This is a genomic window from Desemzia incerta (genome assembly GCF_900115825.1).
GTDB lineage: Bacteria > Bacillota > Bacilli > Lactobacillales > Carnobacteriaceae > Desemzia > Desemzia incerta.
This window is the reverse complement of sequence record NZ_FOXW01000003.1, coordinates 66,352-80,522: the sequence shown is the minus strand read 5'-3', so window position 1 is coordinate 80,522 and position 14,171 is coordinate 66,352. Positions and strand designations below refer to the sequence as shown.

Sequence of the window (14,171 nt, the reverse complement as noted above, 5' to 3'; positions counted from 1 at the left end):
ATCCACTCCCTTTTAACTCAATTTAATAGTCGTCTTTTCTGTATCCATAATCTTGCAAATTGGTTTGACGGTCTCGCCAATCTTTTTGCACTTTTACCCATAAATCCAAATAGATCTTATCTCCAAGCAGTATTTCGATATCTTTTCTCGCACGGATCCCAATATCTTTCAGCATTTTACCGCCTTTACCGATAATAATGCCTTTTTGAGAAGAACGTTCTACAATGACCGCTGCGTGAACTTGGACTTTGTCGTTTTCATTGCGTTCAATACCTTCTACCACTACTGCTACAGAATGCGGTATTTCTTCACGAGTCAATTCCAATACTTTTTCACGAATCAATTCAGAAATGATAAAGTATTCAGGATGGTCCGTAACTTGGTCTTCAGGATAGAATTGAGGTCCTTCAGGCAAGTATTTCTTAACTTGGGCTAGCAACGTTTGAACGTTGTTTCCTTCTTTGGCAGAAATTGGAACGATTTCCGCATAATCCATAGTGGTTTTGTAGTCTTCAATAATCGCAAATAATTTATCGGGATGAACTTCATCGATTTTGTTGATCACTAAAAATACTGGAGTTGAGCTGTCTTTTAATTTTTCAATAATGAAATTGTCTCCAGGACCACGTTTTTCAGTTGCATTAACCATCAAGAGAATCACTTCTACACCCTTGAAAGAACTCAACGCAGAATCCACCATAAAGTCTCCTAGGCGGTGTCTTGGCTTATGAATCCCTGGCGTATCGATGAAAATAATCTGCTCTTCTTTTGTTGTGTAGATACCTTGGATCTTATTTCTAGTGGTTTGAGCTTTATCACTCATAATCGCGATTTTTTGACCTACAACTCGATTTAAAAATGTTGATTTCCCTACGTTAGGTCTTCCTACAATAGAAACAAAACCTGATTTATAACTTTTTTTACTCATTAATCCATATCCTCCGATCGAAATGCACCTGGTAATAATTCTTTAATGGTGGTTTCGTGTTTATTTCCTTTTTTATTGGTTAGTAAGACAGGCATATCCGGATGACAGAACTCAGCCATCACTTGACGACACGCGCCGCATGGTGAGATTGGGCCGTCAGTATCACCCGTCACTACTAAGTAGTCGAATTCTTTCTTACCTTCAGATACAGCTTTAAAAATCGTTGTTCTTTCAGCACAGTTGGAAAGTCCGTAAGATGCATTTTCAATATTGCAGCCGGAAAAAATTTCTCCTTCTTTTGTGACTAAAGCAGCTCCCACTGGAAATTTAGAATAAGGTACATATGCACGGTCCAGCATAGCAGTTGCATCATGGATAAGTGTTTCGATTACAGTGTCATTTGGTTTCATGAAATAATAGCTCCTTGAATAAGTATTTTTTTATAGGATTAAACGTAAATTTATACAAACCAACTAAAAATCTTAGGCAGCAAAATGGTTCCGCCGACAATCAGTGAAAACAGTGACGTTAACAATACCGCCGCCGCTGCCATATCTTTAGCTTTTTTAGCTATAGGGTGAAAATGGTGATCTACTACCAAATCTACGACATTTTCAATAACTGTATTCCAAATTTCCATCACAAAGACTAGAAACACACACAGCAACATCCAAAGCCATTCTATCGTGGTAAGATTGCAAAATAGACTCAATAAAATAGCTGTCAAACCTAACGTTACATGTGTACGCATATTTCGTTCCTCACGAAATACAGTGGTGATTCCTATAAAAGCATATTTAAAAGAATCAATGTATCTTCGGTTTTTAGTGCTTTTTTTATTCTCGTCCAAGACCATACTCCTTTAGTATTTCATTTTGCAGACCGAACATTTCTTTCTCATCTTCCGGCTCCATATGATCGTAACCATTCAAATGCAAAAATCCATGTAAGGCTAGAAAACCAAGTTCTCTTTGGAATGAGTGTCCATACTCGATAGCTTGCTCTTTTGTTCTATCGATCGAAATAATGATATCCCCGATATTTTTAGGAATAAGACCTTCAAAATCTCCTAAGAAGAAATCCGGCTCATCATCCACTTCGTCTTCTAACGCAAAGCTGATGACATCTGTTGGCTGATCTTTGTCCCGGTATTCGCGATTGATCTCTTGAATCCGTTCATTCGTGACAAAGGTAACAGAGACCTCAGTATTTTCCGGCAGTTCCAGCTTTCCTGCCGCAAACTCCAACAATGTACGGACTAGTTCTGTTTGTTCTGAAGATACCGTATTTGTTTCATCAAATAAATCTAATTCCATAAAACTTGACCAACTCCTTAAATTTTTCATTCATTTTTTAAGATTTTTCATTGTGAGGTTCCATTTTTGGGTATTCGATCCGACTATGGAACGTTCCCACTAAACTTTCGACTAATGAATTTTCAACAATGTGCAGCTCTTCCATAGTAATTGAGCATTCATTGAATTGACCTTCTCTAAAACGCTCGGCAATCAAAGAGTGTACAAAGTCTTCAATCGATTTTTTCGTCGGGTTGGACATTGAACGACATGCTGCCTCGGCACTATCAGCGATGTTGATAATCGCTGCTTCTCTTGATTGAGGTTTAGGACCAGGATAGCGAAACTCGCTTTCATCTACATCTGGATTTTCTTTTTTAGCTTCCGCGTAAAAATATTTGACCAGTGTTGTTCCATGATGTTGCGCACAAATATCAATGATCGACTCAGGCATATTGGCTTCTTTTAATATCCTCACACCTTCAGAGACATGTCCTAAAATGATGTCTTTGCTTTCGTATGGCGATAACAGCCGATGAGGATTATCCATACCGCTTGGCAGATTCTCTACAAAAAACAATGGATGCGTCAGCTTCCCGACATCATGGTAATAACACGCCACACGAGTGAATAACGAATCCCCGCCAATCGCACTCACTGCGTTGGAACTTAGATTAGCCACCATCAAACTATGGTGATAGGTTCCAGGAGCTTTCGTGAGCAGCAATTTCAATAATGGCTGATTCGGATTAGACAACTCATTCATAGTCAATACAGCTTTATCGTCATAGTAAACATCAATATAAGGAATCAACATAATGGAAAATACATAAGACAATATTCCGCCTAAAATCGAATAAACAAGCATCATAAGCGTTTGGGCCGTAAATACAGGTTGGTTTAGATAAAGAATCATTGATAACATTACTATACCATTTCCTATTATCATTAACCAAAGTAAGCTGCCGGATATTATCTGCTCTTTTCGCTGTTTCGTAAAGGCACCAAACAAGCCATTCAAGCTGTAAACAACAGCAATAATCAATGCGCTAGTGGTTCCTTTGTAATCTGCAAAAACAAAAATCGAAAAAACGGGCAAGAAGCTGTTTAAGAAATAACTGAACCGACTGGATAGAAATGCATTTGCCAGCATTGGCGCTAAGGCTGCAGGATAAAGAAAAGCAATATTGTTGATTCCAGCTAATTGCAGCAGCTGCAAGCCTTTCATTATCGCTACACTGACAATCACCAATAAACTGTACAGTACAATGATTTTTGTCATTTTCTCAGAAGACGTGGTTTCGATCTTAGTGATGTAATAGATTCCAGTAATTTGAGCAGCTAGTAAAACCAGTAAGCTGTACAACATTTGATAGGATGGTTCGTTATCCAGCATGCCTAACAGTTCTAAGTGGTGAATATCTGTACTGTCTACCACATGCCCTTCTTGAACGATTACTTGCCCTTGCAAGATCATGACCGGCTGTACGTTATCCATGGCCTGTTGTCTAGCTTGTTCGGTTGCTTGATCATTATAGATATTATTTTCAACAATAGCTTGATCCACAATCAAATACCCTATTCGTTGATACGAATTATCAAGATCGCTGTATTGGATCGTGTCTTGGGCGTCTTCAATCGTTTCTTTTAATTGATCCGCTCGTATAGGTTCAGACATTTTTTCGGAAGTGATTGTAGTGACCAAATCACTTAGTTTAGTTAGCGTATCAGAAGGAGTATTTAATAACTCTACAATGATCCACTCAGGAATTTCCGCTATAAAATCTTGTGCAGCTTGTTCTAAGTTGTTGGTTTTTTCTTGAAAAAGACTGTATTTCTCTTCTGTCGTTAATGGCTCTTCTTCTACCACAGCGGCAGGATCATTTTCTCCATCATTACCTTCAGGTTTAGTTGTGCGAGCTTTCTCCAGTTTTTGGATCTCTTCAATAGTAACAAATAACAGCTGGACCTTTGACAGTTGTTTATTTTTCAACTCCGAGTTGAAACTATAAACAGGTGCAACGTTTTCTGCAGCAATTTTTTGATTGATTTCTGTTTGAGCAGTGTCTTCAACGGTTGAATTTGCTCGTATGGTTGTGTCTGCTACTTCATACAACTGAATATCCAACACATCCGGCTTCAATCCTGAATACATTAAGGCAAACAAAACAGAGGAGAACAACAACATGATCAAAGGAATAAAAAACTTTCCTAATTTGTTTTTCACTATAGTGAACACTTTCATCATGTGTATTCTCCTCTGTTGTTTATTGTTTCTTCTCTTCTTTGTCTTGGTTCAGCAACGATTCAGTCTTTTCTTCGCTGTAGGCTTCAATGATGCTTGCTACTACAGGGTGACGCACAACGTCCGCAGCATCAAAGGTGCTGAATTTAATGCCCTTAACAGAACGCAATACTCGTTCTGCATGAACTAGACCACTTGTCGTTCCTCTTGGCAAGTCGATTTGGGTCACATCGCCATTGACGATCATTTTTGAGCCAAATCCTAAACGAGTCAAGAACATCTTCATTTGTGGAACAGTTGTATTTTGAGCTTCATCTAAGATAACAAATGCGTCATCTAATGTTCTCCCTCTCATGTAAGCTAAAGGAGCAATCTCGATGACTCCGCGATCCATCAAACGAGCTGTATGCTCAGAACCGAAAATGCTGTACATGGCATCATAGATCGGTCTCAAATATGGATCGACTTTTTCTTTCAAATCGCCTGGTAAAAAACCTAAACTTTCTCCAGCTTCCACAGCAGGTCGACTGATGATGATTCGTTTAACTTCCCCTTTTTTCAAAGCAGAAACAGCCATAACAACTGCCAGGTAAGTTTTACCTGTCCCGGCTGGTCCAACCCCAAAGACTACATCATTCTTTTGGATAGAATGGACATATTGCCGCTGACCAAAGGTTTTTATCCGAATCGGTTTGCCATCATGGTCTCGGCCGATCTCTTCTTCATACATACTGATGAATTTCGATAATGTACCTCGATTGGCCATTTTCACAGCTGTAACGATATCGGCTTGTCCGATTTGTATACCTGTCTTCAATAATTCTTGCAACTGGATAAACATTTCACTTACTAAATCTACGTTTTCTTTAGATCCTACAATCTCTAACTTATCTCCGCGGGTATGGATGACCACATTCATAGATTCTTCGATCAATGTCAAATTCCGATCTTGTGAACCGAAAAGATTAATGGCTTTATCAGGATTTTTTAGTTCTAGCATACGAGTTTCATTTGTAAGTTCAGACAATCGGCAAACACTTCCTTTTTTTATTTATACAAATCATAGCATATTTTAACGGTAAAAAGAAGCTATCTAGCAACTATATCAAGAGTTTTCAACGAATGTTTTGATGCCTTTATCGTAAAATCGTGTTCTCTTAACGGGTATTATCAAGGTAATGTATGGATTTCGTCTTCTTAAGAAAGAAAACCTTTTCAATAAGAAACACTCTTTCATTGCACAAAAAAAGATGGCTTCGAATAGTTATTCGAAACCATCTTTTAAAATCGCTGATACAAAGCTTTCCTAAGAAAGTTGTTCTTTCACGATTCGATTTACTGCGTTGCCATCAGCTTTGCCTTTAACTTTGGGCATTATGGCACCCATAACTTTCCCAAAGTCGCTGGTGGACGTTGCGTTCACAGAAGCAATTACTTCTTGAACGATCGATTGAAGTTCTTCTTCAGTTAACTGTTTAGGCAGGTAGCTTTCCACAATGACGATCTCATTTTCCAATTTCTCGACCAGATCTTGACGATCTGCATTCTTGAATTCAGTTAGTGAGTCTCTTCTTTGCTTCATTTCACGAGAAAGAACTGACAATTCTTCTTCCTCATTCAATTCCGTACCTTTTTTGATTTGTTCGTTTTGCAATGCAGATTTCAACATACGCAATACAGAAAGCTTTTCTTTATCTCTAGCTTTCATTGCTGTTTTAACATCTTCATTGATCGTAGTTAATAGAGTCACGCTTCTTCAACCTCAATTCTAAAGACTTGCAAGGATTAATGCTTGCGTTTTCTAGCTGCTTCAGATTTTTTCTTACGTCTTACGCTAGGTTTTTCATAAAATTCCCGTTTGCGAGCTTCTTGCATAGTACCTGTTTTAGAAACGGAACGTTTGAAGCGACGAAGAGCATCATCAAGAGATTCATTGTTCTTAACGACTGTTTTTGACATATTCAATTACCCCCCTCCGTGCTATTTAAGTAACCGTTATTTCATATGCATAACATGCATAATTAACAAACTGTCCTACTACATTATATCTAAACGTTTTCGCTACGTCAATATGACTTTAGCTATATTCAACAAAAAACACACTTTTATTTTCTGAATCAGACGTTATTCCCAATCAATTGTTAACTAGCTTGCAGACACTGCTCGCATTGACCAAAAATTTCAAATCGATGAGAGTTTATCTGACAACCGTTTAACTGGTCTTCAAAGAAATTCATTGGACACATCTCAATGCGTTTGGTTTTACCACATACTGTACAAATAAAATGGTGATGGTGACCAGAATGAGAACAGTTTAAGCGAAACAGTTTTTCTCCGTTCAGTTCAGTTTCTTCTACAATATCTAATTCCACAAATGTATATAAATTGCGGTAAATCGTGTCATAACTGATATTAGGGTATTTGACTTTTAACGTCTGTTGGACTTCTTTAGCCGTAATGTAACGATTTTCTTGATTAAAATAGCTTAATATACGTTCTCTTTTGTCCGTATATTTGTACCCATTATCTTTTAAAATTCCAATTGCATTTTCTACTTCGTTCACAGGATACTTGCCTCCTTTAAAACGTACTCGTTTCGATTTGAATTATACCACTCTCTATTAGGAAATCAAGTTCTTTCTGTGCTTTATATCATTTATCCGTTATACTAAAAGAGTATAGAAAATAAGGCTTACTACTATAGTAGACAGAAAAAGGAGAGATGGATATGGAAAATAACCATCCAGTAAATATTTATATTGTTTCAGATTCAGTAGGCGGCACAGCCAATTCACTAGGGAAAGCTGCTATGTCTCAATTCCCTTCCGCCAATATTAAATTACACGGATACCCTTTTATCAGAGGTGAAGATACCTTGATTTCAATTCTCGAAAAAGCAGCTGAAGAGAATGCGATGGTTCTGCATACCTTGGTATCTGATGACTTAACAAAAGTAGCTCAAGAATATTGCTCCAAACACGAAATTTATTGTGTCGATTTGCTGAGCCCAATCATTCGAGAGATTCAAAAGAGATCCGGCGTGCAGCCTGCAAATAAACCGGGTGCTTTGCATGAAATGGATGAAACGTATTTTGACCGTATCAGAGCTATTGAATTCGCTGTAATGTATGACGACGGAAGAGATCCTAAAGGATTTTTAGAAGCAGATATCATATTGCTGGGAATCTCGAGAACGTCTAAAACTCCCTTAAGCATGTTCTTAGCTAATTTGAATTATAAGGTAGCTAATCTGCCACTTGTTCCGGAATCACATATCCCTGAAGAGTTATGGCAAGTGGATCCTAAAAAAATCGTAGGTTTGACAAATAATCTAGATATGATCAACTCTATTCGTCAAGAACGGATGATTTCTTACGGATTGAATCCAGAAACTCCTTATTCCAATAAAGAACGCATTGAAAGAGAATTGGAATTTTCAAATGATCTGTATGAAAAATTAGGCTGTCTCGTTATCAACGTAGAAAAAAGATCAATTGAAGAAACAGCCGCGATTATCGTCAGCACGTTGAAACTCGACAAAAAGAAACTCAATCATTTAGAAGAGTATAACTAATTCCTATTTGGACAACTAAGAGAGATAACTAAAACTCAGACGACTGCCCGCGCTTTTAGATAAAGCCGGTGCAATCATCTGAGTTTTTAGTATCTATTAAAGATTTAGTAAGCTGTTCCGTTTAAGATGTCATCCAATACGTTTGGATTGAATTCTTGTTTGCGGAACATATTGATTTCATGTCCATAAGGGGCTTTTTTGTTCTTTTTGTCTTCTCCAACAAAAGGTGTTTCCAAAATTTTCGGCACTTTAGTCAATGCTTCATGATGAACGATCTTATTCAATGCTTCAAATCCAATCGTTCCAAAACCGATATTTTCATGACGGTCTTTATGACTGCCCATTGGATTTTTAGAGTCATTGACGTGGACAACTTTCAAGCGATCCAATCCGATAATGTGGTCAAATTCATTCAATACTCCATCGAAATCTTCTTTCACGTTATACCCTGCATCATTCGTGTGACACGTATCCAGAGTAACGGATAGTTTTTCATTCAATGTGACGCCATCAATGATCTTAGCAATCTCATCAAACGAGCGTCCAATTTCAGTTCCTTTACCCGCCATTGTTTCTAGAGCGATTTGAGCTGTTTGTCCAGGATGCAATACTTCATTCAATCCTTTAACAATTTGTTGGATAGCAGCTTCTGCTCCTGCTCCGACATGAGCTCCTGGGTGCATCGTAATTTGAGTAGCTCCTAATGCTTCTGCTCTCACGATCTCTGCTCTTAAAAACTCAACAGCAAACCCAAAGTTTTCAGGTTTTATGGTATTGCCTAAATTGATAATATACGGAGCATGAACAACAATATCAGAGAGTCCATTTTCTTTGCAAAAGGCTTCTCCAGCTGGAATGTTCATCTCGTCTAAAGCTTTACGACGCGTATTTTGAGGTGCTCCAGTATAAATCATGAAAGTAGAGGCATTGTAGCTGGCTGCTTCTTGGGCAGCTCCCAGCAACATCTCTTTTCCTTTCATTGAAACGTGTGATCCAATCAAAACCATTTTATTCTCCTGCCTTTTCTAAACACTTATTTCTATTATAAGAGACTGATTACGAAAAAGAACTTCGTTATTATTCTTCCGTTGCTTCTTCATCTGATTCGATTTGAGCGGTTTGAATAGACAGTTCATCTAATTGTTTTACTTCTACAATGCTTGGCGCTTTAGCCATCGGATCAACCGCACGACCATTTTTAGGGAATGCGATCACTTCACGAATATTTTCTTCCCCAGCCAACAGCATAGCAAAACGATCTAATCCTAGAGCGATTCCTCCGTGTGGTGGGAATCCGTATTCCAAAGCATCTAACAAGAATCCAAATTGCTCTTCTGCTTGTTCTTTAGTGAAACCTAATGTTTTAAACATTTTTTCTTGGATGTCACGTTTGTGGATACGAATAGATCCTCCACCCAATTCGTAACCATTCAATACGATATCGTAAGCAATAGCTCTTACTTTATCTGGTTGGTCTTCCAAGTATTGCAGAGTATCTGCTTCCGGCATAGTAAACGGATGGTGAACAGCTGTATAACGGTCTTCGTTTTCATCGTATTCTACTAAAGGCCAGTCAACGATCCATAAGAAAGCAAATTGACTTTGATCGATCAAGTTCAATTCTTTTCCTAATTTCACACGTAAAGCTCCTAAAGCGTCATATACAACAGATGATTTATCTGCTACGAACAATAATAAGTCTCCAGGTTCAGCTTGAGTGCGTTCCATCAATGCTTCTGCGTCTTCTTTGAAGAACTTAGCAATCGGTCCTTTTAATCCTTCTTCGTCGACTTTCAACCAAGCAAGACCTTTAGCACCGTAAATACCGACGAACTCACCTAAAGCATCGATATCTTTACGAGAATAGTTATCTGCTGCTCCTTTAACGTTCAACGCTTTTACCATACCGCCATTGGCTACTGCTCCACTAAACACTTTGAATCCAGAATCTTTTACAACATCGTCTAGCGCGATCAATTCCAACCCAAAACGGATATCTGGTTTGTCGCTTCCGTAACGATTCATTGCATCGTCATAAGACATACGAGGGAACGGCAATGTTACATCGATTCCTTTAGTTTCTTTAACTACTTTAGCCAGCATTTCTTCTGTAAATGTTTGGATCTCTTCAGGCTCCAGGAAACTCGTTTCGATATCGATTTGAGAAAACTCTGGTTGACGGTCTCCGCGTAAATCTTCGTCTCTAAAACAACGAACGATTTGGTAGTAACGGTCAAATCCTGCTCCCATCAACAATTGTTTGAACAACTGCGGTGATTGAGGAAGAGCATAAAAATGTCCTGGATGTACTCTAGAAGGCACTAAATAGTCTCTTGCACCTTCAGGAGTTGATTTCGTTAAATACGGTGTTTCAATGTCGATAAAGTTTTGGTTGTCTAAAAAGTTTCGAACTGTTTTAGTCAATTGGTGACGTAAAATCAAGTTTTTTGTCATTTCCGGACGACGTAAGTCAAGGTAACGGTATTCCATTCTTTTTTCGTCAGAAACCGATACTCCGTCTTCGATGTAAAATGGAGTAGTTTTTGCTTCGTTCAAAACAGTGACTTCATGAGCTTCGATCTCTACACGCCCTGTTTGTAATTTATCGTTTTCCATTCCAGCCGAACGCTTCACTACAGCTCCTTTTACTTCGATGACATATTCGTTACGAATAGATTCAGCAATCTCTAAAGCTTCTTTAGAAAAATGAGGGTTAAAAACGATTTGAACGATTCCTTCACGGTCACGCAAATCAACAAATATCAAGTCACCTAAATCTCTGCGCTTTTGTACCCAACCTTTTAAGACAATTTCTTCTCCAACTAGTTCTTCAGTGACTTTGCCACAATATACTGTTCGTTTAGCCATTTTAATCAACCCTTCTATTCTTCTTTAATTCGTTCTTAGTCTTCTTTTTTGAAAAATTCGTTAAATGCAGTCATATCAGCAACTTTTAAATTGAAGATTTTTTCAAAATCGCCATCATAGATCTCTTCTAGTTCAACAGCAGATTCTTTTCCTGTTTTCATTACTTTGAAGTTGATCACGCCTTGTTCCAATTCATTTTGACCAAGCGTCAATACTACACGAGCATTTTTCTTGTTGGCTGCTTTGAATTGAGCTTTCAATTTACGGTCCAAGTAATCGCGGTCAGCAGACATTCCTGCAGCACGGATGGCTTGTACAACTTTCAATGTTTCTAAGTTTGTTTCTTCTCCAATACCGATCACATATACATCCAACTCTTCTTCTTCAAGAAGTTCAATGTTTTCAGCTTCCAAGATCATTAATAAACGTTCCATTCCGATACCGAATCCAAAACCTGGTGTAGCTGGTCCGCCGACTTCTTCTACTAAACCGTCGTATCGTCCACCAGCACAAATCGTTGTCAAACTTCCAAACGCTTCAGATTCTGTCATGACTTCAAAAATAGTATCGTTATAGTAATCTAATCCACGAACCATATTGCTGTCGATAACATATGGAATCTCCAAAGCGTCCAGCATTTCTTTAACGACTTCGAAATGTTTTTTAGACGTTTCATTCAGATAGTCCAAAATCGATGGTGCATTCGCTACGATTTCTTTGTCTCTTCTGTCTTTACTGTCTAACACACGTAATGGATTTTTGTGTAGACGAGTTTTAGAATCTTCACTCAATTCTTCAAAATGAGGTTCTAAATAAGCGATCAAAGCTTCACGATAAGCTAAACGGCTTTCTACATCCCCTAATGAATTGATCACTAGTTTTAAGCTTTCCAGTCCCAACTCTTGGAATAGATCCATCGCTAATGCAATCGTTTCTACATCTGTTGCAGGATTTTTACTGCCGAACACTTCTACACCCATTTGGTGGAATTGGCGCATTCTTCCGCTTTGAGGACGCTCGTAACGGAACATTGGACCTTGGTAATAAACTTTATACGGTTTAGTATGTTCTGGACCAAATAATTTATTTTCAACAAAAGCTCTAGCAACCGATGCGGTTCCTTCAGGACGTAATGCTAATTCTCTATCTCCTTTGTCCTTGAAGATATACATCTCTTTCGAAACGATATCACTGGATTCTCCTACACCTCTTGAAAATAAATCTTTGCTTTCAAAAATCGGTGTACGGATTTCTTCAAATTGGTAATCTGCAAATACGGCTCTAAATGTATCTTCTACATATTGCCATTGTTTTGTATTTTCTGGTAATAAATCAGCTGTTCCTTTTGGTTTTTGGAATCTCATAGTTTTCTCTCCTCTTATCAATCACATTTTTATACAAAAAAAACTCGTCCTTATTCTGCCATAAGCAAAATAAGGACGAGTGAACTTGTCAGCACGTGGTACCACCTTGTTTTGAAAGCTGGGTAGCTTTCCTTTACGATTAACGCTCGTGACGCAGCAGCTTTTCACTACTGTCCCTCCGGAGTGTCTTTCATATTATTTCACGCAGAATTTTTTTCAGCCAACGAAAATTCTCTCTTAGGATACGGAAAATAATATTACTTTCTCTTTCAACGGGTTCAGATCTATTGTATTAGCTCTAGATTACTAGAAAGCCTATAAATTGTCAAGACACATTCTAAGAGCCGTTAAATGTTCTTATCCAGTGCCAAATTATGAGTTTTTAAGATATTATTTTTTCATTTTTCCATGTTTGCTTCTATAATTCCTGTTTCTCTTTCAGATTTTAATTGCTTAATGGTCGAAACAATTGTTATACTTAATCATGACAAAAATAATCTTTTTTACATAAGATATGTTGAGAAAGTAGTGATTTTTATGCCCGATTCCACGACAATACATAAACCTAAAAAAACAACGATACTCCTTATTATGGGATTATTTCTTTTATTGACCACTTACGCTACTATTGCAATGGCTCAGACAAGTACCGTAACGATCAATGCCAGTGTAGTAAACGTTCGTACAGGACCTGGACTGTCTTATGACGTTATGTCTCAAGTAGTTCAGGATCAAAAAGTACAAGTCATTTCTGAAGAAAATGAATGGTACAAAGTACGCATTAGTAATGACCAGGTCGGCTGGATAGCCAGCTGGTTGGTCGACAATAGCGAGATCAGTGCAGCAACCAATTCAGTCGGAACCATTACGTATACCGAAGCGAATGTGCGAGCTGAAAGCAGCACAGACAGTGCTATATTGGGTGTCGTACCTGAAGGGACTCAATTGACAGTCCTCTTCCAACAAGAAGGCTGGACTCAAGTACAGTACAATGGCCAAGTCGCGTGGATCAGTTCTGATTTGATTGAAGTCAGTGTACAACCTAAGCAAGAAGCTCCTTCTACAGTAGCGACAAAAGAAAATGCTGCAGCACCTGTACAAAAAGTAACGATTCGTTCCAACGGTACTAATATCCGCAGCGGCCCTTCTATTGAAGAAGGTGTAGTACATTCCGCTTCTAAAGGAGAAACATTTGCGTTTGTAGAAGCTGTCGGAGACTGGTACATTATAGAACTGGCTGATGGCTCGCAAGGTTATGTTGCAAACTGGGTAGTCGATTTATCAGCCAACAGTGAAGCCGCACCGACAGCGACGATAACCAATATTTCCGAAGCTACGATCGTTATTGATGCCGGACATGGCGGTAAAGACTCCGGAGCTTTAGCAAGTTCTTTCTATGAAAAAGATGCCACTTTGGCAACAGCTATCCTATTAGCCAACCGCTTACGGAATGCCGGGGCAAATGTCATTTTGACACGGGAATCCGATGAATTTATTGAGCTGCGTGATCGTGCATACATTAGTAACAATGCTCATGCCGATGCCTTCATCAGTATCCATTACGATTCAACTGAAGTTCGCAATGAGATCAGCGGTACAACAACGTATTACTATCATGAAGATGAAAAAGGTCTGGCGGATTTAATCAATCAAAACTTAAGTCAGTACGGACCTCTTCCAAATAATGGTGTCCGACGAGGCGACTATTATGTCTTGAGAGAAAATTACCAACCTGCTGTATTGTTGGAATTAGGGTATTTGAACAACGACAGAGATCAACAAATCGTTAATACGAACCAATACCGTTCTCAAGTAGTCGAAGGTATCTATCAAGCATTAAATCAATATTTTGCACCTTAAAACAAAAAGCAGTTGAGTCCAGCGACTCAACTGTTTT

Annotated in this window: 14 protein-coding genes and 1 other annotated feature; of the genes, 2 read left to right on the top strand and 12 right to left on the bottom strand. The window is 38.4% G+C overall.

Going from position 1 to position 14,171, the window contains the following annotated elements:
• Nucleotides 1-22 precede the first annotated feature (22 nt).
• From era to BM137_RS04480, 9 genes are all read right to left on the bottom strand, one after another.
• A complete protein-coding gene (era, locus tag BM137_RS04520; RefSeq protein WP_092479974.1) occupies nt 23-928 on the bottom strand; it encodes a GTPase Era in 906 nt (301 codons plus the stop codon).
• Complete coding sequence (locus tag BM137_RS04515) at nt 928-1,338, bottom strand: cytidine deaminase (RefSeq protein ID WP_092479973.1); 411 nt, start codon at nt 1,336-1,338, stop codon at nt 928-930. Before BM137_RS04515 ends, era begins: the two co-directional genes overlap by 1 nt.
• A 50-nt stretch (nt 1,339-1,388) precedes the next feature.
• The gene (locus tag BM137_RS04510) at nt 1,389-1,784 is read right to left on the bottom strand and encodes a diacylglycerol kinase family protein (protein WP_092479972.1); all 396 of its coding nucleotides are present in this window, start codon (nt 1,782-1,784) and stop codon (nt 1,389-1,391) included.
• Nucleotides 1,765-2,244, bottom strand: a complete 480-nt coding sequence (ybeY, locus tag BM137_RS04505) for an rRNA maturation RNase YbeY (protein WP_092479971.1) — start codon at nt 2,242-2,244, stop codon at nt 1,765-1,767. Before ybeY ends, BM137_RS04510 begins: the two co-directional genes overlap by 20 nt.
• 37 nt (nt 2,245-2,281) lie before the next feature.
• Nucleotides 2,282-4,471: an HD family phosphohydrolase gene (locus tag BM137_RS04500; RefSeq protein ID WP_092479970.1), complete on the bottom strand. Its 2,190-nt coding sequence runs from the start codon at nt 4,469-4,471 to the stop codon at nt 2,282-2,284.
• 19 nt (nt 4,472-4,490) lie between these two features.
• The gene (locus BM137_RS04495; protein ID WP_092480201.1) at nt 4,491-5,468 is read right to left on the bottom strand and encodes a PhoH family protein; all 978 of its coding nucleotides are present in this window, start codon (nt 5,466-5,468) and stop codon (nt 4,491-4,493) included.
• Between the two features lie 306 nt (nt 5,469-5,774).
• The gene (locus BM137_RS04490) at nt 5,775-6,218 is read right to left on the bottom strand and encodes a GatB/YqeY domain-containing protein (protein WP_092479969.1); all 444 of its coding nucleotides are present in this window, start codon (nt 6,216-6,218) and stop codon (nt 5,775-5,777) included.
• A 35-nt stretch (nt 6,219-6,253) separates the two neighbouring features.
• Complete coding sequence (rpsU, locus tag BM137_RS04485; RefSeq protein WP_092479968.1) at nt 6,254-6,427, bottom strand: 30S ribosomal protein S21; 174 nt, start codon at nt 6,425-6,427, stop codon at nt 6,254-6,256.
• Nucleotides 6,428-6,609: 182 nt separating this feature from the next.
• Complete coding sequence (locus BM137_RS04480; protein ID WP_092479967.1) at nt 6,610-7,032, bottom strand: Fur family transcriptional regulator; 423 nt, start codon at nt 7,030-7,032, stop codon at nt 6,610-6,612.
• A 158-nt stretch (nt 7,033-7,190) separates the two neighbouring features.
• On the opposite strand from BM137_RS04480, the gene BM137_RS04475 reads away from it, so the two are divergent.
• Nucleotides 7,191-8,042, top strand: a complete 852-nt coding sequence (locus tag BM137_RS04475) for a pyruvate, water dikinase regulatory protein (protein WP_425248174.1) — start codon at nt 7,191-7,193, stop codon at nt 8,040-8,042.
• Nucleotides 8,043-8,146: 104 nt separating this feature from the next.
• On the opposite strand, the gene BM137_RS04470 is transcribed toward BM137_RS04475, so the two are convergent.
• The 3 genes from BM137_RS04470 to hisS all read right to left on the bottom strand — a co-directional run bounded on the left by BM137_RS04470 (nt 8,147) and on the right by hisS (nt 12,274).
• Nucleotides 8,147-9,049 (bottom strand): deoxyribonuclease IV, encoded by a 903-nt coding sequence (locus BM137_RS04470; protein ID WP_092479965.1) that lies wholly within the window; start codon nt 9,047-9,049, stop codon nt 8,147-8,149.
• Between the two features lie 70 nt (nt 9,050-9,119).
• On the bottom strand, nt 9,120-10,910 hold the full coding sequence (gene aspS, locus BM137_RS04465; RefSeq protein ID WP_092479964.1) for an aspartate--tRNA ligase: 1,791 nt from the start codon (nt 10,908-10,910) through the stop codon (nt 9,120-9,122).
• Nucleotides 10,911-10,945: 35 nt separating this feature from the next.
• A complete protein-coding gene (gene hisS, locus BM137_RS04460) occupies nt 10,946-12,274 on the bottom strand; it encodes a histidine--tRNA ligase (RefSeq protein WP_092479963.1) in 1,329 nt (442 codons plus the stop codon).
• 68 nt (nt 12,275-12,342) lie between these two features.
• Nucleotides 12,343-12,556 (bottom strand) — a binding site (T-box leader).
• A 255-nt stretch (nt 12,557-12,811) separates the two neighbouring features.
• Between hisS and BM137_RS04455 the strand changes: the two genes are divergently transcribed.
• The gene (locus tag BM137_RS04455) at nt 12,812-14,134 is read left to right on the top strand and encodes an N-acetylmuramoyl-L-alanine amidase family protein (protein ID WP_092479962.1); all 1,323 of its coding nucleotides are present in this window, start codon (nt 12,812-12,814) and stop codon (nt 14,132-14,134) included.
• The last annotated feature ends 37 nt before the right edge of the window (nt 14,135-14,171 follow it).

What these genes read in the sequence shown, in the direction of transcription:
- era (WP_092479974.1), bottom strand. Translation starts at nt 928, where the DNA reads ATGAGTAAAAAAAGTTATAAATCAGGTTTTGTTTCTATTGTAGGAAGA.
- BM137_RS04515 (WP_092479973.1), bottom strand. Translation starts at nt 1,338, where the DNA reads ATGAAACCAAATGACACTGTAATCGAAACACTTATCCATGATGCAACT.
- BM137_RS04510 (WP_092479972.1), bottom strand. Translation starts at nt 1,784, where the DNA reads ATGGTCTTGGACGAGAATAAAAAAAGCACTAAAAACCGAAGATACATT.
- ybeY (WP_092479971.1), bottom strand. Translation starts at nt 2,244, where the DNA reads ATGGAATTAGATTTATTTGATGAAACAAATACGGTATCTTCAGAACAA.
- BM137_RS04500 (WP_092479970.1), bottom strand. Translation starts at nt 4,471, where the DNA reads ATGATGAAAGTGTTCACTATAGTGAAAAACAAATTAGGAAAGTTTTTT.
- BM137_RS04495 (WP_092480201.1), bottom strand. Translation starts at nt 5,468, where the DNA reads ATGCTAGAACTAAAAAATCCTGATAAAGCCATTAATCTTTTCGGTTCA.
- rpsU (WP_092479968.1), bottom strand. Translation starts at nt 6,427, where the DNA reads ATGTCAAAAACAGTCGTTAAGAACAATGAATCTCTTGATGATGCTCTT.
- BM137_RS04475 (WP_425248174.1), top strand. Translation starts at nt 7,191, where the DNA reads ATGGATATGGAAAATAACCATCCAGTAAATATTTATATTGTTTCAGAT.
- BM137_RS04470 (WP_092479965.1), bottom strand. Translation starts at nt 9,049, where the DNA reads ATGGTTTTGATTGGATCACACGTTTCAATGAAAGGAAAAGAGATGTTG.
- aspS (WP_092479964.1), bottom strand. Translation starts at nt 10,910, where the DNA reads ATGGCTAAACGAACAGTATATTGTGGCAAAGTCACTGAAGAACTAGTT.
- hisS (WP_092479963.1), bottom strand. Translation starts at nt 12,274, where the DNA reads ATGAGATTCCAAAAACCAAAAGGAACAGCTGATTTATTACCAGAAAAT.
- BM137_RS04455 (WP_092479962.1), top strand. Translation starts at nt 12,812, where the DNA reads ATGCCCGATTCCACGACAATACATAAACCTAAAAAAACAACGATACTC.